The sequence below is a fragment of the Collinsella sp. AM40-7AC genome, from assembly GCF_003468125.1.
In the GTDB taxonomy this organism is placed as follows: domain Bacteria; phylum Actinomycetota; class Coriobacteriia; order Coriobacteriales; family Coriobacteriaceae; genus Collinsella; species Collinsella aerofaciens_O.
Genome location: NZ_QSGK01000007.1, coordinates 88,970 through 109,433, shown reverse-complemented (window position 1 = coordinate 109,433; position 20,464 = coordinate 88,970). Strand labels below are relative to the sequence as shown.

22 protein-coding genes are annotated in these 20,464 nt (G+C 60.9%); 21 read left to right on the top strand and 1 reads right to left on the bottom strand.

Annotated features, from left to right (window positions below; all coding sequences use genetic code 11):
* The first annotated feature begins 87 nt into the window (after nt 1-87).
* From DW892_RS07420 to rsfS, 17 genes are all read left to right on the top strand, one after another.
* Nucleotides 88-1,230, top strand: a complete 1,143-nt coding sequence (locus DW892_RS07420) for a zinc ribbon domain-containing protein (RefSeq protein WP_158549290.1) — start codon at nt 88-90, stop codon at nt 1,228-1,230.
* Nucleotides 1,231-1,337: 107 nt separating this feature from the next.
* Nucleotides 1,338-1,880, top strand: a complete 543-nt coding sequence (locus DW892_RS07415) for a peptidylprolyl isomerase (protein WP_055249980.1) — start codon at nt 1,338-1,340, stop codon at nt 1,878-1,880.
* 11 nt (nt 1,881-1,891) lie between these two features.
* Entirely contained in the window at nt 1,892-3,196 is a 1,305-nt protein-coding gene (locus tag DW892_RS07410; protein WP_233524911.1) for a tetratricopeptide repeat protein, read from the top strand.
* Nucleotides 3,197-3,323: 127 nt separating this feature from the next.
* Entirely contained in the window at nt 3,324-4,355 is a 1,032-nt protein-coding gene (locus tag DW892_RS07405; protein ID WP_006236061.1) for a rod shape-determining protein, read from the top strand.
* Nucleotides 4,356-4,433: 78 nt separating this feature from the next.
* Nucleotides 4,434-5,375 carry a rod shape-determining protein MreC gene (gene mreC, locus DW892_RS07400; RefSeq protein ID WP_117639955.1) on the top strand — a complete coding sequence of 314 codons (942 nt, stop codon included), beginning with the start codon at nt 4,434-4,436 and terminating at the stop codon, nt 5,373-5,375.
* An 11-nt stretch (nt 5,376-5,386) separates the two neighbouring features.
* The gene (locus DW892_RS07395; RefSeq protein ID WP_117583249.1) at nt 5,387-5,953 is read left to right on the top strand and encodes a hypothetical protein; all 567 of its coding nucleotides are present in this window, start codon (nt 5,387-5,389) and stop codon (nt 5,951-5,953) included.
* Nucleotides 5,954-5,966: 13 nt separating this feature from the next.
* Nucleotides 5,967-8,036 (top strand): penicillin-binding protein 2, encoded by a 2,070-nt coding sequence (gene mrdA, locus DW892_RS07390; protein WP_117639953.1) that lies wholly within the window; start codon nt 5,967-5,969, stop codon nt 8,034-8,036.
* Between the two features lie 9 nt (nt 8,037-8,045).
* Nucleotides 8,046-9,272: an FtsW/RodA/SpoVE family cell cycle protein gene (locus DW892_RS07385; protein ID WP_055249988.1), complete on the top strand. Its 1,227-nt coding sequence runs from the start codon at nt 8,046-8,048 to the stop codon at nt 9,270-9,272.
* 18 nt (nt 9,273-9,290) lie between these two features.
* Complete coding sequence (locus DW892_RS07380; protein WP_006236071.1) at nt 9,291-10,220, top strand: YcjF family protein; 930 nt, start codon at nt 9,291-9,293, stop codon at nt 10,218-10,220.
* Nucleotides 10,221-10,230: 10 nt separating this feature from the next.
* On the top strand, nt 10,231-12,108 hold the full coding sequence (locus tag DW892_RS07375) for a TIGR03960 family B12-binding radical SAM protein (RefSeq protein WP_117629156.1): 1,878 nt from the start codon (nt 10,231-10,233) through the stop codon (nt 12,106-12,108).
* The gene (locus DW892_RS07370) at nt 12,105-12,917 is read left to right on the top strand and encodes a TIGR03936 family radical SAM-associated protein (RefSeq protein WP_099431827.1); all 813 of its coding nucleotides are present in this window, start codon (nt 12,105-12,107) and stop codon (nt 12,915-12,917) included. Before DW892_RS07375 ends, DW892_RS07370 begins: the two co-directional genes overlap by 4 nt.
* A 67-nt stretch (nt 12,918-12,984) precedes the next feature.
* On the top strand, nt 12,985-13,359 hold the full coding sequence (gene rplU, locus DW892_RS07365; protein WP_035138585.1) for a 50S ribosomal protein L21: 375 nt from the start codon (nt 12,985-12,987) through the stop codon (nt 13,357-13,359).
* Nucleotides 13,360-13,392: 33 nt separating this feature from the next.
* A complete protein-coding gene (rpmA, locus tag DW892_RS07360; RefSeq protein ID WP_006236075.1) occupies nt 13,393-13,650 on the top strand; it encodes a 50S ribosomal protein L27 in 258 nt (85 codons plus the stop codon).
* An 84-nt stretch (nt 13,651-13,734) separates the two neighbouring features.
* A complete protein-coding gene (gene obgE / locus DW892_RS07355; protein ID WP_187365006.1) occupies nt 13,735-15,201 on the top strand; it encodes a GTPase ObgE in 1,467 nt (488 codons plus the stop codon).
* A 3-nt stretch (nt 15,202-15,204) separates the two neighbouring features.
* Nucleotides 15,205-15,882 (top strand): nicotinate-nucleotide adenylyltransferase, encoded by a 678-nt coding sequence (nadD, locus tag DW892_RS07350; protein ID WP_117637231.1) that lies wholly within the window; start codon nt 15,205-15,207, stop codon nt 15,880-15,882.
* 86 nt (nt 15,883-15,968) lie between these two features.
* A complete protein-coding gene (yqeK, locus tag DW892_RS07345; protein WP_197736885.1) occupies nt 15,969-16,502 on the top strand; it encodes a bis(5'-nucleosyl)-tetraphosphatase (symmetrical) YqeK in 534 nt (177 codons plus the stop codon).
* Between the two features lie 28 nt (nt 16,503-16,530).
* Entirely contained in the window at nt 16,531-16,986 is a 456-nt protein-coding gene (gene rsfS / locus DW892_RS07340; RefSeq protein WP_055250002.1) for a ribosome silencing factor, read from the top strand.
* Between the two features lie 98 nt (nt 16,987-17,084).
* Here the strand turns inward: rsfS and dinB are convergent, their stop codons facing one another.
* Nucleotides 17,085-18,338 (bottom strand): DNA polymerase IV, encoded by a 1,254-nt coding sequence (gene dinB / locus DW892_RS07335; protein WP_187365005.1) that lies wholly within the window; start codon nt 18,336-18,338, stop codon nt 17,085-17,087.
* A gap of 201 nt (nt 18,339-18,539) precedes the next feature.
* On the opposite strand from dinB, the gene rpsP reads away from it, so the two are divergent.
* Genes rpsP through trmD form a run of 4 tightly spaced genes read left to right on the top strand, consistent with a single transcriptional unit; the run spans nt 18,540 to nt 20,464 of the window.
* Complete coding sequence (rpsP, locus tag DW892_RS07330) at nt 18,540-18,881, top strand: 30S ribosomal protein S16 (RefSeq protein WP_022094749.1); 342 nt, start codon at nt 18,540-18,542, stop codon at nt 18,879-18,881.
* Nucleotides 18,882-18,923: 42 nt separating this feature from the next.
* Complete coding sequence (locus tag DW892_RS07325; RefSeq protein ID WP_171021534.1) at nt 18,924-19,169, top strand: KH domain-containing protein; 246 nt, start codon at nt 18,924-18,926, stop codon at nt 19,167-19,169.
* A gap of 34 nt (nt 19,170-19,203) precedes the next feature.
* Nucleotides 19,204-19,695, top strand: a complete 492-nt coding sequence (gene rimM / locus DW892_RS07320) for a ribosome maturation factor RimM (protein WP_233506183.1) — start codon at nt 19,204-19,206, stop codon at nt 19,693-19,695.
* A gap of 10 nt (nt 19,696-19,705) precedes the next feature.
* Nucleotides 19,706-20,464, top strand: coding sequence for a tRNA (guanosine(37)-N1)-methyltransferase TrmD (gene trmD / locus DW892_RS07315; protein ID WP_117639941.1), 759 nt, complete (start codon nt 19,706-19,708; stop codon nt 20,462-20,464).

Sequence of the window (20,464 nt, the reverse complement as noted above, 5' to 3'; positions counted from 1 at the left end):
TGTTGAATTGGTGCCTTGCTCCTGTGGGGCCGTTGCGATGTTATGCTCTAACCTCGATTGTTTGAATTGCTTCGAAAAGAGGATGCCGTGATCTGTCCGCATTGCCTTAAGACCATCGAGGACGGCGCCTCGTTCTGCCCCTACTGCAACGCCTATGTGGGTCCGGGCGATGGTCCGGAGCACACCGAGTTCGTGTTCTGTGAGGGCTGCGGTGCCCGTCTTTCTCCGCATGATCGTACGTGCCCCAAATGCGGACGCCCCGCTCCGGGTATCCTCTCCGAGGACGCGGCAGCATCCGACCTGGCAGCGGGCCGCACGGCGGGCTTTCCGCGCCTAACGCAAGAGCAGATCGATACCGAGGTGCCGCATGCGCCGGCCTCTGCCGCTGCGGTGCTTTCAGACGCCGCCGACCCCAATGAGACCTGCGTGCTGCCGGCTTTTGATAAGGATTTCGGTATCCCCAAGGTCGATATTCCCATGCCCGTTTCCCTGCATGACGATGCTCAAAAACCCAAGCGCAAGGTGCACCCCGACGAGGACGCCTATCACAAGCACAAGCGTCATATTCCCAAGCCGCTTATCGTCATCGCGGTCCTTGCCGTCGTTTGCGGCGGTGCCTATTGGTTCGTGACGACCGATCCCATGGGTGTTATGCCCGGCTTCTACGACCAGTTTGGCCAAGCTGCACAAACCACCTTCCCCACGCGCCAAAAGGGCGAGGCGACTGAGGACGATACCAAGCAGGACGATTCTGCCGAGGTGGTCCAGGAAGAAACCGTGCTCACCGATGATCAGCTCTATACCAGGCTCGACGGTCTGTATCAGACCATCGTGTCCTACGCTGACGAAGACCAGATCGGCGAGGTCATCGATTCCTTTAACAACGGCTATCTCCGAACGCCGCTGTCCACCCGTCAGGAGCTGTCGCAGAGTGCCTACGCCCTGCGTGACCAGATAAAAAAGACGCAAGATGAGCTTAACAACCTGAAAGTACAGGACGATACGGTCTATGCGGATGACATCGCCCACTTAAAGCAGCTTGCCGAGTGGATGTATGAGCGCGTCGACGTGATCTGCCAGAGCTGGGACATCTCGCTGGCCATTCCCGATGGCGAGTCGATGAGTTCCCACCAAAGCGAGATCCTGGCGCCCATCGCGCAGGGTGGCAACAGCGCGCTGAACCAGTACGACGCCAATGTGGGTTCCTGGAAGCCGCAGCAGCGTTCCTAAAATTAGTTCGCCATAGTCGGCATAACCTACGTGCGCAATTGATGTAAGCCCGTGCTTATTGCTACAATTCGTACAAATATGCTTTAAACGCACGAGGAAGGAACCACATGTTTGGTTTTAAGAAAGAGCTCTACACGCCCGAGTATCAGCTTGTCGGCGACGAGTGCGCCGTAATCGAGACGTCGAAGGGTACCATCAAGGTCAAGTTTGACGGCGAGGGCGCTCCCATTCATGTCGCGAACTTCTGCGAGCTTTCCACGATGGGTTTCTATGATGGCCTTAAGTTCCATCGCTATGTGCCCGGCTTTGTCATTCAGGGCGGCGACCCCAATACCCGCGATATGTCCGGCGCCGACGTCGCTGCCGGCCTTGAGGGCCCCGACGGCATGCCCGGTACCGGTGGCCCCGGCTACTGCATCAAGGGCGAGTTTGCCACCAATCCGCGCAACAGCCATGTTGATGGTGCCCTTGCCATGGCACGCTCCATGGACCCCGATTCCGCGGGTTCGCAGTTTTACTTCTGCCTGGGTGCCCAGCATAACCTCGATTCCGGTTACACCGTCTTTGGTACCACGGTCGAGGGTCTCGATGTGATTTCGCAGCTGCGTGCCGGCGACGAGATCGTCCATGTCGAGATCGTTCACGAGTAAAGGGGACTTCCTTGAATAGCCAGCTGATCCAACAGGGCCGCGCCGCTTGCCGCGCGGGTGATTTTTCCGCTGCAGCCCAGATGCTTGGGGCGGCAAAGACTCCCGATGAGATTATGGGCGAGGCAGATCACCTTCGTGGCAACGCCTTGATGCACCTGGGCATGTATGCCGAGGCCGCCGAGGCCTATGCCGCCGCCCTCAACGACGGCACCTACGGCAAGCGCGGCGCGCTGCTCACCAACCGCGGCAAGGCGCTTGCCGCCGTGGGCGACTACACGACGGCCGCTCAGGCGTTCTCTGCTGCTACGCAGGATGCTTCCTATGCCACGCCGTTCAAGGCCTATCTGGGCCTGGGCAATGCGCTGTTCCAGTCGGGCGACTATGCCAACGCAGGAACTGCCTTCCGTCAGGCTGCCATCGACGGCGCCAATCCGGCTCCTGCCGCCGCACTCGGCGAGCTCGGTCGTTGCTTCATTAAGCTCGGCCGTCCGGCGGATGCCGTGGAGACCTACCGCACGGCTATCGACTTTGCCGGCCCCCGCGACGACACGCGTGCGCTCAACGCCGGCATGGGTCAGGCGCTTTCTGCCGCCGGCCGTCCCTCCGACGCACTCGACGCCTTTAACGCCGCTACTGCCGATGGCATCTACCAGCTCACCTCCGAGCAGGCCGATGAGCTTGCCCGCGTGCACGATTCGCTTGCCGCGCTGTCTGCCCAGACGGCTATGGCCACGGCTCCGGCGCCCGCGATGGACGCTCCTGCCGTCGATCCGCTCGATCCTACGGGCGCGACCGGTCAGTTTATGCCCGATCCCTCGGACACCGGCTTCTTTACGCTGTCCGAGTCCGAGATGGTCCAGCAGGACCGTCAGGATCGTAAGCAGGCCAAGGTCCGTCGTCGCCATCGCCACACGGGTCTTAAAGTCTTCATCGTGCTGCTTCTGCTCATTTTGATCGCCGCGGGCGGTCTGGGCTTTGCCTACACGCGCGGCTTTGGCTTCCCGTCTCAGGAGTCTGTCGTTACCGATCTGTTCCAGGCTGCCGGCGACGGTGACGCCGCAAAGGCCGAGTCTTGCCTGGCCTCGAGCCTGTCCGAGGACGCTAAGTCGATGATCATCTCCTCGATTCCGCAGGGTGCCACCGTGTCCGTCGAGGGCATGGATCAGTCCATGACCGAGACGACCGCCAAGGTGAAGGCATCGCTGTCCAAGGGCGGCGAGCAGGAGTACACCGTCAAATTCGTGCGCTCCGACAACCATATCGGCTGGGCCGTTTCTTCGCTTGATATGGATTTCTCGGCTGCTGACAACCAGTAGTGACCTTATGGGATTTAGCTTTGCCCGGCGCTTCACCGCAAGTGAGGCGCCGGGCTTGCGCTAGTATGATGAGCTAGTAGTTTTCCAGCAATCATCCAACACATCAGGAGTTGCGTTGTTTTCTTTGATGGATATGTTCTTCGGTAGCTATGCGGGCGATCTTGCCATCGACCTCGGCACCGCCAATACGCTTGTCTCCGTGCGCGGCAAGGGCATCGTCATTCGCGAGCCCTCTGTTGTCGCCATCGACAAGAACGACGAGCGCATCTTGGCGGTCGGTATCGAGGCAAAGCGCATGCTCGGCCGTACGCCCGGCAACATCGTGGCCGTTCGTCCCCTGAAGGACGGCGTCATCGCCGACTTCGATGTTACCGAGGCCATGCTTCGCTACTTTATCGACAAGGCGTCCGAGAAGCGCTATCCGTGGACTCCGCGTCCGCGTGTTGTCGTCTGCGTTCCCTCCGGTGTCACGTCGGTCGAGAAGCGCGCTGTCTTTGAGGCCACGATCCAGGCCGGTGCCCGCCAGGCCTATCTGATCGAAGAGCCCATGGCGGCTGCCATCGGCGCCGACCTGCCCGTCGAGGAACCCACCGGCTCCATGGTCATCGACATCGGTGGCGGTACCACCGAGGTTGCCGTTATCGCTATGGGCGGCATCGTCGTCTCGCAGTCCATCCGTATTGCCGGCGACGAGTTCGATCAGGCCATCCTCACGCACGTTCGTGATGCCTACAACCTGGCCATCGGCGAGCGTACGGCAGAGGACATCAAGATCAAGGTCGGCTCCGCCGTGCCGCTCAAGGATGAGCTCGACGTCGAGGTCAACGGCCGCGACGTGATCACCGGTCTGCCCAAGACCGTGCGCATCGAGAGCGAGGAGATTCGTCGCGCACTCAACAAGCCGCTCGACGAGATGGCCAAGGCCGTCAAGGACGCACTCGACGCTACGCCTCCCGATCTTGCCTCGGACCTTATGTACTATGGCATTTTGCTGACCGGTGGCGGCGCGCTGCTGCGCGGTCTCGATGTGCGCCTGCGCGATGAGACCGGCGTTTCGGTCAACGTCAGCCCCACGGCGCTCGATAACGTTGTTAACGGCTGTGCCCGCGTGCTCGAGGCCAATGCGTTTGATGGCGGCTTCGTCCAGACCAATGCTTAATTTCCAAAAGGTGGATTCCATTTGGCACGATCTTCGGGTTTCTCCACAAATCTGAATACCAAGCGACAATCAAATGGTATGCGCCCGTTGATTGTTTTCAGCCTGATTTCGGTGTTGCTGCTCACGTTTTACATCCGCGAGGGCGAGGCAGGACCGATTCATGCCGTGCGCTCGGGCGTGACGACGATTACCTCGCCGGTGCGCTTTGTGGGCTCGGCTGTGGCGGCTCCCTTCAATGCGATCGGTAACGTGTTCTCTAACCTTACGGCGTCGCAGGACACGCTTGACGAGCTTAAGAAGCAAAACGAGGAACTGACCTCTAAGGTTGCCGAGCTCTCCGAGGCTCAAAAGACCGCCGAGCGACTGGAGGGGCTGGTCGGCCTGCAGTCGACCTACAACCTCAAATCAACCGCAGCTCGTATCGTCGGCGCTTCGGGCGATGCCTGGACCTCGACCGTCACCATCGATAAGGGTTCTGCCGACGGTCTTACCATCAACATGCCTGTGACGAGTTCTGCCGGTGTCATAGGCCAGATTATCGAGGTCTCGGCCAAGACGTCCACCGTGCGCCTGATTGGCGATGAGAACTCGGGCGTGTCCGCTATGGTGCAGGACACGCGCGCCCAGGGCATGCTGCAGGGTCAGGCTGACGGCACGCTGCGTCTTGAGTACGTGAGCGTCGATTCCGACGTTAAGGTTGGCGACATCATCGTGACCTCGGGCATTGGCGGTGTGTTCCCCAAGGGTCTACCGCTCGGCACCGTCTCGTCTGTTGAGAAATCGGCTAACGACGTGTACTACACCATTGTGGTGCGCGCCCAGACGACGGCCGAGAACAACGAGGAAGTGCTGGTCATTACCTCGCTGACCGACGAACAGTCGGCCTCGGATGAGGACGTGAACACGGCCAACGGCACGCCGCAGGGAACGTCGCGCGATGCTGCGACCAAGACGAAGGACGAGAGCCCGGATGACAGTTCCGACACGTCCGAGACGACCGATTCCGGCTCGAGCGAATAGGGGGCATGTCCATGGATCTACACGAGCAGGGGATGAGCTCCCGCACGTTTGTAATCGCCGCCATTGTGTGCGTGCTGCTGCAGGCAGGCCTGGCACCGCAGATCTCCATTGCGGGCGGTCGCGTCAACTTTATGATTATCCTGGTGTGCCTAAGCGTGTTCTCGGGCGACCCGACCCGTGCCGTCGTGTGCGGTTTTTGCAGCGGCTTGTTCTATGACCTTTCCGCTGCCGTGCCGGTGGGCGTTATGTCGCTCCTGCTGACCGTGGGTTCTTTTGCCCTGGTGCATAGCGCTGCCGGTCAGACGGGCGGTGCCCCGAGTGCGCGCGGCATCACGGTGGGCGCCTTCGCGTTCGTCATTAATGTGATCTACAGCATCATCTTGCTGTTTATGGGTTTGGAGACGAGCTTTGTCGTGGCGATTTTCGGCCATGCGCTGCCGTCTTCGATCCTGACGGGTCTGGTTGCCATTCCGTTTTTGATGTCCGGCGTCGTGCCGCAGTCCGGTTATGGATTCTCCGCACGTGGCGGACGCCAGACGGGCATGCGCTTTAAGCCCAAGACCCGTAAGCTCAAATAGGGGAGGCTCGTAGATGTCTTCCCAGATGACGGTTATTATCGCCGGTATCGTGCTGGTTGTGGCCATCGTGGTCGCACTGGTCATTATGCGTCGCGGCGATTCTCGTTTTACATACGATACGCAGCATGGGACGGCCCCGCGCGCCACCGAGGGCGAGGGCAATACCGCGGCGACCGCCTTTAAGGGCCGCTTCTCCATCCTCACCACGGGTGCGGGCGCGATGTTCGCGGCGCTTGCCGTCAAGCTGTGGGGCATGCAGATGGTCTCGTCGGACTATTACGAAAAGCAGGCTAATAGCAATCAGACGCGCACCGTTACCACACCCGCTGTGCGCGGCCGCATCCTCGACCGCAATGGCGTGGCGCTTGTCCAGAACCGTCCCTCACTTGCTGTCGTGGCCTACCGCGACCTTGCCGAGGATGAGGTTCTGGTTCGCCATCTTGCCAACGTGCTCGGTATGCCCTACGTGGCGGTGCTGCGCAATATTCAGGACAATTCCGAGGGCGCCCAGAGCCTGCATACCATCGCGACGGACGTCCGTCGCTCCACGGTTGCCTATATTCAGGAGCACGCCGGCGAGTTCCCGGGCGTCAAGATTGCCGAGCGTACCGAGCGCCAGTATCCATATGGCGAGACGGCATGCCATATCTTGGGCTATACCGGCACCATTACCTCCGAGCAGCTCGAGGCCCAGAATAAGAAAACCTCTGGTGATGATGATGCTTCTGCTGGCCGGATTACGTACCAGTCGGGCGATATCGTGGGCCAGGCGGGTGTTGAGAGCTACTACGAAAACCTGCTGCAGGGTATTCGTGGCGAGCAGACCGTCAAGGTCGATGCCTCGGGCAATGTGACCGGTCAGGCCGGCGCCGTGCCCGCCAAGGCCGGCTCCGACATTAAGCTCACGCTCGACCTTAAGATCCAACAGGCCTGTGAGACGGCGCTGGCGAGCGCCATCGAGCTTGCCAAGACCACTGGCTACAGCAATGCCGGCAACGGCGCTGTGGTGTGTCTCGATCCCAACAATGGCGAGATCCTGGGCATGGCGAGCGAGCCCAAGTTCGATCCGTCCGTCTTTATCGGCGGCGTCTCAAATGACGTGTGGACCGAGCTCAATGATGACAAGGGTTCGCACCCGCTGCTCAACCGCGCCATTAGCGGACAGTACATGTCGGCCTCGACCATCAAGCCGCTCTCGGCACTGGCCGGTCTTGAGTTTGGAACCTACACTTCAACGCAGACAACCAACTGCACGGGCTATTGGACGGGCCTGGGCAAGGCTTGGGGCAAGCGCTGCTGGCTGACGTCTGGCCACGGCACCATGACGCTGCAGTCGGGTATCGCCAACTCGTGCGACCCCGTCTTCTACGACATGGGCAAGGCCTTCTTTTATGACGAGCAACATTCCGAGGGCCTGCAGGAGGTCTTTCGTCGCTGGGGCCTAGGCAAGACCTGCGGTATCGATCTGCCGAGTGAGGGCGCGGGCCGTATTCCCGATGCCGAGTGGAAAGAGTCGTACTTTACCGACGCCTCTGCCGAGGACCGCAAGTGGAATGCCGGCGATATGACCAACATTGCCATCGGCCAAGGCGACATCTTGGTGACGCCCCTGCAGATGGCGTGCGCCTATATGGGTCTTGCCAACGGCGGCAAACAGTACGTGCCTCACGTGTTTTTGTCTGCCGTGTCGCGCGATGGCGACGGCGATGCCTATAAGTACAACGGCAAGGGCAAGAAGAAGCGCCTGGAGGCCAAGATCAACAGCGATTCGGATTTGACTCTTGTTCGCAACGGCATGCACGACGTGATTTACACGGCATCGACGTCCCTGGCGGCTCACTTTGGCACCCTGACGCCGCAGGTGTACGGCAAGTCGGGCACGGGCGAGAAAAGCGGCGAGGACGAATACGCGTGGTTCTGCGCCTATGCACCGGCCGATGATCCCAAGTATGTCATCGCTACTGTCCTGGAGCAGGGCGGCGGTGGTTCGGATACCGCGATGCATGTCGTGCGCGACGTGCTCGGCGTGATTTATGACGAGCCCGATACCTCTTCGGCCTCGGGCGATTCTTCGGTTCGATAGGAGGTTGCGATGGATTTTTCTCCGGCGGATCTGTTCCGTTCAACCAAGACCGGCTCTCGCAGCAGCCTGGACCGCGTCAACAAGCAACTTTCGGCCTCGCGCGGTACGTTTCGCCAAAAGGTGCATATCGGTGTGCTGCTGGCTACCGTCGCGCTCGTTGCCTATGGCGCCATCATTATTTGGTCGGCGTCACAGTTTAAGGCCGACGCCTCATTCTCGCGCCACCTGCTGGGCATTGGCATTGGCGCGGTGCTTGCGGTGCTCGTCTGGCGTACCGATCTGCGCGGTATTTCCAATTTTTCGACGGCGTTGCTCGTCATCGACCTGATCGTGATCTTCTCGCCCAAGATTCCGGGTCTGTCCTATACGGGCGGTCTGGGCATGACAGGCTGGATCAAGATTCCCGGTATCGGCTTGACATTCCAGCCGGTCGAGCTTGCCAAGCTCATCACCATCTTCTTTATCGCCACGCTTGGCTCGCAGTATAACGGCCGCATCGATACCGTTCGCGACTACGTCAAGCTCTGCGGCATGCTGTCCATCCCGTTTTTGGCCGTCGTTGCCATGGGCGACCTGGGCTCGGGCCTGGTCGTGCTGGTCTCGGGCGCCATCGTCATCTGTATGAGCGGTGCACGCCGCGAATGGGTGCTGTCGACCCTGGCCCTGCTCGTGGGCCTGGTGGCCCTCGTTCTGGCGCTTGATTCGGTCTTTGATTCGTTGCTCGGCCACGATGTGCTCATCAAGCAGTACCAGATGAACCGTCTGACGGTCTTTATCGACCCCGATAATGCCGATTCGGACGATGCCTACAACCTGCAGCAGTCGCTAATCGCCGTTGGCTCGGGCGGCTTCTTTGGTAAGGGTTTGGGCCATGCGACGCAGTCGGCCGGCGGCTTTCTGCCTGAGTTCCACACCGACTTCGTCTTCGCCTTCCTGTCCGAGACCTTTGGCTTTTGCGGTTCCTTTTTGCTCCTGTGCCTCTACGTGCTGTTGATCTTTTCGACGATTCGCGTCGCCTTTAAATGCGAGTCCCTGTTTTTGCGTCTTTCGTGTGTTGGCATCGTTGGCATGTGGGCGTTCCAGACCTTCGAAAACATCGGCATGTGCATCGGCATGATGCCGATTACCGGTATTCCGCTACCGTTTATTAGCTTCGGTTCGTCTTCGATGATGATTCAGCTGCTGACGGTGGGTATCGTACAATCCATATGGCGGCATCGTTCGGGCGCCGCGTAACCGCTGGAGGGGTTTGCTATGAAAATTCCCGTAGATAAGCTGACCCGCGCTTTTAAGATGGGCGCGTCCGTTAAGAAGGATTCCGATACGCCGGTGCGCGTCTCGGTCTATCTGGATTCGTCCGCCTCGCGCTTTCTGGCCGAGACGGTGCGTGATGCCTTTGTGCCGCAGACGACCTCGGGCATTGTGCGCGTCGAGCGTCTGGGGGAGGAGCGAATTGCTCCAAAGACCGATACCGATGTGGTGCTGGTGCTCTCGTGTGGTTCCGACCGCTTGGAGAGTGCCGTGCAGGAGCTCGTGATCGCCGGCGCGCCCGTGTGCGTGCTTGCCGAGTCTGCTGTGGAGGTGCCGTTTATCGAGGAGTCCACGCCCATGCTTGGCGTGGTAGCGGCAACCGATAAGACGTATCTGCTCGAGACGCTTGCCCGCTGGATTCTCGATCGCACGGACAAGGAAACGGCTTTTGCGGCGAACTTTGCCTTCATGCGCATCGCGGCGGCCAACCGCATCATCACCTCGTGTGCGCTCACCAATATGGCGACCGGGGCTTTGGTGTTTTTGCCGGGCGCCGATTATCCCGTTATGGCGCTGGCGCAGGTGGGCATGCTCTTTGAGCTCGCTGCCGTCTTTGGACGCGGCATTAAGCCCGAGCGCGGCTACGAGGTCGCCGGCGTGCTTGCCGGCGGTCTTGTGATCCGCGCGGTCACCCGCGCGCTCGTCAAGCAGACGCCGCATATTGGGTTTGCCGTCAAGGCGCTCACTGCTGCCGCGGGCACCTATGGCATGGGCCGTGCGCTCGTTTCGCTCTACGAGCGCGATGTCGACTACAGCCGTGCCAACGAGGTGGTCACTGCCACGTTCTCCCGCGTTCGCGATCTGGTGACCACGGTCGCGGGCGCTACCCGTCCTATGGCGTCCTATCAGGACGCATCAGATCTCGCTGCTTAGGGGTTTTCCGTTGCGCGTTGCATACCAAGACTGTTTTCATTTAATTGAGCCGTTGCTCGCCAAGGTCGAGAAGCCGAGTCGCTATATCGATCACGAGTGGGGCACGCTTTCCAAGGCCGATGCCGACTACCGTTGCTGCCTGATCTACCCGGATGTGTACGAGGTTGGTCTGCCCAACCAGGGCATCGCCATCCTCTACAACATCCTTAACCAGGCCGAGGGCATCTCCTGTGAGCGCGGCTATGTGCCGTGGCCCGATATGGGTGACGCCATGCGCGAGGCGGGTATTCCGCTGTTGTCGCTCGAGGGTGCAGCGCCGGTCGCTTCGTTTGATATCGTCGGTCTGCATGTGCCGCATGAGATGGCGGTGACGAACTTCCTCGAGGCTCTCGACCTCGCTGGCATTCCGCTGTTGGCGGCCGACCGCACCGAGGACGACCCCATTATCATCGCCGGTGGTCCTTCGGTGTACAACCCCGAGCCGTACGCGGCCTTCTTCGATGCCATCCTCATCGGCGAGGGCGAGGAATCGCTGCTCGAGACCTGCCAGCTGCATCGCCGCCTGCGCGACGAAGGAGTCCCGCGCGAGCAGATTGTTGAGCAGCTTGCATCCATTGCCGGCAACTACGTGCCGTCGCTCTATGAGGTTCGTCACGACGAGCCCTGCTCGCCGCATGGCTACACCGTGCCGCGTGAGGGCAAGGATGCGCCGACCGTGGTCTACAAGCGCGTCGTCGAGGATTTCGGCGCCACGAATCCGCTGTCGCAGTCGTGCGTGCCCTATGCGCAGCTGGTTCACGACCGCCTGTCTATCGAGATCCTGCGCGGCTGCGCCCGCGGCTGTCGTTTTTGTCAGGCCGGCATGACGTATCGCCCGGTGCGCGAGCGCTCGGCCGACCAGATCGTCTCGTCGGTGATTCAGGGTCTGGAAAAGACCGGCTATGACGAGGTGTCGCTGACCTCGCTCTCCACGACCGACCACTCCTGCATTCGCGACGTGCTCGGCAGGCTCAACCGCCGCCTGGAGGATACGGGTATTCGCGTGTCTATTCCGTCGCAGCGCCTGGATTCGTTTGGCGTGGATATGGCCGAGTCGGTCGCCGGCGAAAAGAAGGGCGGCCTGACGTTCGCGCCCGAGGCCGGCAGCCAGCGCATGCGCGACATCATTAACAAGAACGTGACCGAGGAGGACCTGGACCGTGCGGCCAAGGCAGCCTTCGAGGCCGGCTGGAACCGCATGAAGCTCTACTTTATGATGGGCCTTCCCGGCGAGCGCGACGAGGACATCGTGGCCATCGCCAATCTGGCCGATCACGTGCTGGAGCTCGGTCGTTCCGTGGTGCCCAAGGCTCGTCGCGGCTCGATCTCGGTGTCCATCTCGGTTTCGGTCTTTATTCCCAAGGCTGCCACGCCGTTCCAGTGGTGCCCGCAGCTCGACTACGACGACGTCAAGCGCCGCCAGAAGCTGCTTGTCACGAGCGTTCGCAACCGTGCCGTCCGCGTGCATTACCACGATGCCGAGACCTCGCTCATCGAGGCCGCGCTGTCCCGCGCCGGTCGTGACATGACGCCCGTCATCATCGATGCTTGGCGCGCGGGCTCTCGCTTTGACGCTTGGGTAGAGCATTTCTCGCTCGATAACTGGAAGGAGGCTGCTGCCAAAAACGGCATCGACCTCAATGAGCTCGTGCACCTGCCCTACGAGTTGGACTGGCGCCTACCGTGGGAGCATGTGAGCCCCGGCTGCACGCGCGGCTTCCTCGAGCGCGAGTACCGTCGCTCGCTCGAGGGCGTCACGACTCCCGACTGCACCCGCACGTCGTGCACCGGCTGCGGAATCTGCCCCACGCTTCACGCCAAGAATGTATTGATGGGTGATCGCGCATGAGTGAGCGCCTGACCGACAACCCCACGCTCTTTAGACTTCGTGTTCGCTATGGCAAGCGCGATCGCCTTAAGTACCTGGGCCATCTCGAAGTAATCCATACCATTGAGCGCATCGTGCGCCGCGCGGGACTTCCCTATGCCGTCACACAGGGCTTCTCTCCGCACATGCGCGTGGGCTTCTCTTCGGCGCTACCGGTGGGTACGTCGTCGACCTGCGAGTGGTATGACCTGTTTATGACCGAGTTCGTGGCGCTCGACGAGGCGTTTGGGCGCCTGGCTGCGGCGTCTCCGGCCGATCTGGCGCCCATCGAGGCGGCGTACATCGACGTGCGCACGCCGGCGTTGACGGCGCAGCTCACGCGTCTGTCGTATCGCATCGACCTGCACTTGGATCCCGAGGCGCCCGTAAGCGCCGACGAGGTGCGTCGTGCGATCGACACGCTGCGCGCGGACCATGGCATCGACTACGCGCGCGGCAAAAAGAGCAAGCGCTTGGATTTGGATCACACGCTCGTGGGCTATGAGCTCACGGCGGGGGAGCGCCCTGACCATTTGGTGCTCATGCTCGACACCCATGCCGACAACGAGGGCTCCATGCGTCCGGAAATTTTGCTTTCCGCTGCTGATGTTTTGTTGCAGGGCTTGACCCCGGGCGTGGATGCACCTATTGTTTCCACTGGTATGCAAGACCTCGTGACCATCTGCTCCTACGATGTCGAGCGTCAGAATCAAGCATGCGAGGACGACGAGGGCCGACTCGTCAGCCCCATACCTGTGCGAACTTGTGGATTTGCTCCACATACTCGTTGACGGGGGTATTTTCGCCTGCTACTATATTCGGCTGTTGCACTAACTGATGCATGAAGGGCAAGTAAACATGTACGCAATCGTTAACACGGGCGGCAAGCAGTACAAGGTCGCCACCGACGATGTCATCACCGTCGAGAAGATCGAGGGCAATGAGGGCGACAAGGTCACCCTGCCGGTCATCTTCCTCAACGATGGTAAAAAGATCGTCACCGATCCCGACAAGCTGGCCAAGGCCAAGGTTACCGCTCAGATCGTTGAGCAGTTCAAGGGCGAGAAGCAGCTGGTCTTCAAGTTCCACAAGCGTAAGCGCTATCGTCGTCTGAAGGGTCACCGTCAGCAGCTCACCAAGCTGAAGATCGTGAAGGTCCAGGCTACGTCCCGCGCCAAGAAGGCTGTCAAGGCAGAGGCCGAGGCTGTTGCCGAGGCTCCCGTCGCCGAGTAGATTACACTCGTAACGAAAGAGTAGGTATACACAATGGCACACAAAAAAGGACTCGGTTCCTCCCGTAATGGCCGTGACTCCCGCGGTCAGCGCCTTGGCACGAAGCGCTATGCCGGCCAGACGGTAACCACGGGCACGATTCTCGTCCGTCAGCACGGCACGCACATCCACCCGGGTGAGAACGTTGGCCGTGGCAAGGACGACACGCTGTTCGCGCTGGTCGACGGTACCGTTGAGTTCCACAAGGGTATCAAGCACAGGGTCAGCGTACGCCCGCTCGCGAACGCGTAATTCACCCTTCATAGAGCACATATGTGGGAGGCACTTGAGTTTTAGGATTCAAGGGTCTCCCTCTTTTTGTAGGAGGCGATTCTGTTGTCACAGTTCACCGATATCAGCCGCATTAACGTGTGCGGCGGCGATGGCGGAGCCGGATGCATGTCGTTTAGGCGCGAGGCATTTGTCCCCAAGGGCGGCCCCGATGGCGGCGACGGCGGTCGTGGCGGCAATGTCGTCATCCAGGCCGATGCTCAGCTGTCTTCGCTGATCGATTACCGCTTTAAGCATCACTTCCGCGCCGAGCGCGGCACGCACGGGCAGGGTGCCCGTCGTAACGGTAAGAGCGGCGAGGACCTTATTCTCAAGGTTCCCATGGGTACCGTGGTGCGCGAGCTCGACCCCGAGACGCAGACCCCGATGTTCGAGATTGCCGACTTGGTGCATGATGGCGAGCGCGTCGTTGTGGCGCCCGGCGGTGCTGGCGGTCTGGGCAATACGCACTTTGTGACGTCGGTGCGCCGCGCGCCCGCATTCGCCCAGCTGGGCGAGCCGGCCGAGGAGCACTGGATTGAGCTCGAGATGAAGCTCATGGCTGATGCCGCGCTCGTGGGCTTCCCCTCGGTGGGCAAGTCCTCGCTTATCGCGCGCATGAGTGCCGCCCGACCCAAGATCGCCGACTATCCGTTTACCACGCTCGTGCCCAACCTGGGTATGGTGCGTGCCGGCGAGTACTCCTATGTCGTTGCCGACGTCCCCGGCCTCATCGAGGGCGCGAGCGAGGGCAAGGGCTTGGGCCACCAGTTCCTGCGCCACATCGAGCGTACGGCGCTCATCATGCATGTCGTCGACATGACGGGCGGTTTTGAGGATCGCGACCCGGTTGAGGATTACCGCATCATCAACCGTGAGCTCGAGCAGTATGGCGCCGAGCTTTCGGAGCGTCCGCAGATCGTCGTCGCCAACAAGTGCGATGCGCCGGGCACGGCCGACAAGATTGCCGACCTTAAGCGCGCCGCGCTCGACGATGGACATATGTTCTTTGCCGTGTCCGCCGTGACGGGCGCCGGCCTCAACACGCTGATGCTTGCCGTGGGCGAGCAGGTGGCTAAGCTGCGCGCCGAGCTGGCGGTCTCCGATGAGCCGGTCGATCTTCGCGACGAGGAGTGGGAGCGCCGTCGCCTGCAGCGCGAGAAGCGTTTCCGCATTGTTCAGGAAGAGCCCGGTGCCTTCCGCGTGGTCGGTCGCGCCATCGAGCGCATGGTTATCCAGACCGACTGGGAAAACGAGGAAGCCGTCATCTACCTGCAGCACAAGTTTGCGCGCATGGGTGTTGACGACGCGCTCGAGAAGGCCGGCTGCCGTGCGGGCGACGAGGTCCGCATTTGCCAGCGCGCCTTTGACTTTGAGGGCGCCGAGGACTTCTCGGAGTACGAGGAGCTCGAGGACGCTGGCGAGGACGTTGCCGTTGAGGCCCTTGACGTGACCGATGCTCCGGATGAGGGCGTCGAGGTTGTCGATGCGGCGGATGCCGCGGACGATGCCGAGACCTCGGAGGGCGAGTAAGCCATGTCGCTGCGCGGTGGAATCGGTTTGCCCGAGCTGCCCATAAAAGAGGGCAAAGAGTTTCGGCTTGGCATTATGGGCGGCACCTTCGACCCGATTCATTACGGGCACTTGGTGACTGCCGAGCAGGCGCGCGAGTCGCTCGACTTGGACGCTGTGCTCTTTATGCCGGCCGGCTCTCCTGCCTTTAAACTCGACAAACCGGTGACGCCTGCTGAGGACCGTTATGCCATGACGGTTCTCGCCACCGCCGCGAATCCGGCTTTTTTGGCGAGCCGGTTCGAGATTGACCGTCCGGGCGTAACCTATACGGCCGATACGCTTCATGCCCTTCGCGACTTTTATCCGCCGCAGGTAAAGCTCTACTTTATTACGGGCGCCGACGCGATTATTGATATTGTGACCTGGCATGATGCCGAGCGAATTGCTGAGCTTGCTACCTTTATTGCGGCGACGCGACCGGGCTTTGATATCGATACGGCGCGTGCCCGAATCAAAGAGTCGGGGCTGCCGTTCGACGTGCGCTATATTCAGATTCCGGCGCTGGCGATCAGCTCGACGAACATTCGTAAGCGAGTTGCCCGCGGCATGAGCGTGCGCTATCTTACGAGCGAGTCCGTGCTCGGCTACATTCGCAAGCGCAGGCTATATGCCGATTTGGGCCAAGAAGATTTTGAGTGATGGGGGCTACGTTGTCGGTAGAGGATCAGTTTGAGGGCGATGAGCGCGCGCTGCTCAAGCGCATTCAAGAGCTGCTCGATGTTCGCATGAAAGATAAGCGCAAGCGCTATGTGCATTCGCTGGGTGTTGCCGAGACCGCACTTCATCTGGCCGAGGTCTACGGCGTTGACCGCTTTGATGCGGCTGCCGCCGGCTTAATTCACGACTGGGACAAGGTGCTTTCCGATGACGAGCTCGTGGCCCGCGCGCTTCACTATGGCATCAAGGTTGCCGGCTCTCCTTCCGCCGCGACGCCGCTTTTGCATGGCCCTGTTGCCGCCTATGAGCTTCCGCAGCTTTTTCCCGAGCTGTCGCCGGCAGTCTTTCAGGCTGTCGACCGTCACACCGTGGGTGCTTGCGACATGACGCCGCTCGATATGGTGGTCTTTGTGGCAGATGCCATCGAGCCCAACCGCCACGGCGACTATGCCCATGCGCTGCGCAAGATGGTGGGGAAGTCCTCGCTCGACGAGTTGTTCTTCTCCTGTTTTGCGCAGGGTCTGGTCTATGTGATCCAGTCCGGGCGCTATCTTTATCCCACGGCTATTACGATTTACAACCATTACGCCCAGCTGCGCTAGCTCGGGTGTGTCTAGAAAGAGGTATTCCATGGCCGATGAGACCATGACTGACGAGCAGATTCTTGAAGGTGTGGAGCACAAGAGTTTCGTTGCCACGTCCGACCGCACCGCCGCCTCGCTGTCCGCGAGCGGTGTCGCCGCCGAGGATGTCGCCCGCGCCGCCGCGCAGGCCGCCTACGACAAGAAGGGCGAGGACGTGCAGGTGCTCGACCTGACCGAGCTTTCCGACGTGTGCGACTACTTTGTGCTTGCCACCGGTACCAACAACCGCCAGGTCGATTCTATCGTCGACGAGATCGAGGAGAAGGTCGCCGCGGCTTGCGGCGAGCATCCGTTCTCCATCGAGGGCCGCGAGCAGAAGACCTGGATGCTCATGGACTACGGCTCGGTCGTCGTTCACGTCTTCACTCCCGAAGCCCGCGACTTCTACCGTCTAGAAAAGCTCTGGGGTGACGCCCCCCAGCTCCCCCTCGACCTCCTCTAGTGGCTCATTTGATACGGGGCTTTTAGTTAGCCTCGCGCATTTTGCCGGGCAGTTGCGGTTTTCCGTACCTGCCCAGCTTTCTTTTTGACCAAAGGCGGTTAATCGTTGAAGCGGGATTGGCGGCCGAAGGATAGCGCGGTGTCGCCGAACTTGTCTCGGACGGCATCGATGGCGACGGAGAGGTCGCGGCGGTCGCTGGATTGGGCTCCGCGGTCATCGATCTCGCAGAACAGGTCGGTTTGGATGCCGCCTTGGTGGTCGAAGTCGCTCATGCCGATGCCTGCTAAGCGCACGTGCATTCCTTCCTGCCAGATGTTGTCGAGCAGTTCGAGTGCAACCGCCACGAAGATGTTCTCATCGTCGGTCGGATGAGGCAGCCGGCGCTGTGCCGAGCGACCGTTTCCATACGAATACTTGAGCTTGAGCGTCACCGTGGCGCCCGTTAGTCCCTGACGGCGCAGGCGGCGTCCCACTGACTCGCCCAGCAGCGCAATCGCCGCCTCAATATCCCCACGCTCAGTCAAATCTTTAGCAAAGGTGCGTTCATTGCTGACCGACTTGACCTCGCGCTCTTCATCGAGACTCGTGACTTCGGAGATTTCAAGTCCCAGCGCACGCTGACGCATACGTTCGCCGTTGACGCCAAAAATAGAGGCCAAGGTGGATTCCGGCGCGCGTGACAGCTCGCCGAGCGTGTAGATGCGCATACGGCGCAGTCGCTCCTCGGCCGAGCGCCCGATGCCGCTCATGGCAGATACCGGCAGCGCGGCCAAAAAGCGCTGCTCGGTTCCGGGGCGCACGATGGTCAGCCCAAACGGCTTATCCCGCTCGCTTGCGATCTTTGCGACCGTCTTGTTGCAGCCCACGCCAATGGAGCACGTCACTCCCAGCGCTGCCACACGGTCGCTTATACGCCGTGCAACCAGCAGTGGGTCCTCGGGCGCAAAGCGACCCGGTGTGATATCGATAAAGGCTTCGTCGATGGATACGCGCTCAACGCGCGGCGTCTCCTCGGCAAGAATCGCCATGACCTGCGCGCTCACCTCGCGGTAGCGATCAAAGTGCCCGTGCGTCCAAATGGCTTGCGGGCACAAGCGCCGCGCCTCGGCCGAGGCCATGGCAGAGTGCACGCCAAAGCGGCGCGCCTCATACGAACACGTGGACACGACGCCACGCGAATCGGCGTCTCCGCCCACGATGAGTGGCTTTCCGCGCCATTCGGGATGATCGAGCATCTCCACGCTCGCAAAAAACGCATCGAGGTCCATGAGGCCCACCGCCGGACCCGTCCAGGGAGGCGGCGTGACGCTCATGGCATCCTCATAACCGTATGTATGTTCGCGTCTTTCCATGTCATGAGTATACCGCGCAGCTCATGTGGGGTGCGTGTATGTGCTTGCAAATCCCGAATTCTTGTCTAAGATATGGATTTGCCCTCGACTACACCGAAGAAGTTGGTCTCACGGACTTCACCTGCCCGCGTCGATGGCGTATTATGTTCAACTGTTTGTTTGTAGTTGCAGCCTAAAGCTGCTTGGTTGGAGGAGTTTCCTTTGGCAGTCAAGATTCGCCTTGCTCGTCACGGCGCTAAGAAGCGTCCGTACTACCGTGTCGTCGTCGCCGATTCCCGCGCCCCGCGTGACGGTCGTATCATCGAGGAGGTTGGCCGCTACAACCCGATGACCGCCCCCAAGACCATCAACCTCGACCTCGAGAAGATCGCCGACTGGCAGTCCAAGGGCGCTCAGCTCACCGACGCCGTCGCCGCTCTGGTCAAGGCCGCCAACGAGGGCGAGAAGACCGAGACCGTCGTCAAGAAGTCCAAGAAGCAGCTCGCCAAAGAGGCCGAGGCCGCTAAGGCTGCCGCTGAGGCCGCTGAGGGCGCCGAGGAGTAAATCGTGCCTGAGGTTGACGCTGCACAGCTCGAGGGTGAGGCAATGCTCTCAGATCGCATCGCCGATCTCGTCGAATATCTCGTTGTTCAGATCGTCGACGACCCGGATTCCGTGAGCCTTGAGGTCATTGATGGTGATGACGCCTCTACGATTGAGGTTTCTGTCGCCGAGGATGACGTCGCTAAGGTCATCGGCCGTCGTGGCCGTACCATCAAGGCCATTCGCACGCTCGCCCGTGCACTGGCCGCTCGCCTCGACACTGCTGTCGAGGTAGAGGTTCTGGGCTAGGACCTTGAGGTCCCAGTACAAAAACATCGCCCGTGTGGTCAAGCCGCACGGAAGGAAGGGGGAGGTCCTCGCGCAGCCGCTGCGGGGGCTTCCTTCTGTATTAGAGCCGGGTATGCGCGTCGCCCTGACGCCGCCGGCGCTCAAGCGCGACCGCTTTTGCACGGTCGTGTCCGTCACCGATACGGGCGATGGCGATCTGGTCTCGTTTGAGGGCATTGACGACTTGACGGCCGCCGAGGGCATCACGGGATGCTATGTGCTGGCAAATCGTGACGACTTTGAGCTCGATTCGCTCGACGCCGCCTATACCGACCTGATGGGTCGCGAGGTGGTCGACGAGCGCTTCGGTTCGCTCGGCACGATTGTCGAGATCATGTCGACGCCTGCCAACGATGTTTGGGTTGTCGAAGGCGATCGGTACGGCGAGGTACTGATTCCCGTGATCGAGCGGGTCGTGCTCGATCTTCCCGATGCAGGAACAATTTCCGTCCACGTGATGGATGGCTTGATCGATATGGACAAGTAGGGAGGACAACATGCTGATTGAGACCCTTTCGGTCTTTCCCGAGATGTTTGAGCCCGTCATGTCCACATCGATTTTGGGCCGCGCCCGCAAGGCCGGCCTTTTTGATTTTAAGGCGTATAACCTGCGCGACTGGACGCACGACCGCCATCGTACCGTCGATGACGAGCCGTACGGCGGCGGGCAGGGCATGCTCATGAAGGTCGAGCCTATCGCCGAGGCCATCGAGGCCATTAGCGCGGAGGGCCCCAAGCCGACGGTGGTGTTCTTCACCCCGTGCGGCGAGCCTTTTACGCAGCATGTGGCCGAGCGCCTGCTCAAAAGCGAGCGCCTGCTGTTTGTGTGCAGCCGTTACGAAGGTGTCGACGAGCGTGCCTATGCGTATGCCGACGAGCGCCTGTCGATCGGCGATTACGTGCTCACGGGCGGCGAGCTTCCCGCTATGGTCGTTGCCGATGCCGTCGTACGCCTGATTCCCGGCGCCCTGGGCGACGAGATGAGCAACGTCGACGAGTCGTTCTCGACCGCCGAGGACGGAGGCCTGCTCGAGTATGCGCAGTACACCCGCCCCGCTGAGTTCAATGGCCAGGGTGTGCCTCCGGTGCTCGTGAGCGGAGATCACGCTAAGGTCGATGCCTGGCGCCGCAAGAATGCCATCGAGCGCACTTGTCGTTGGCGTCCCGATCTGATCGAGACGGCGCGGCTTACGCCCCAGGAGCGCGCATACGCGCAGGAGATTCTGGACGCTTCGTATTCGCAGAGCGAGGAGTGA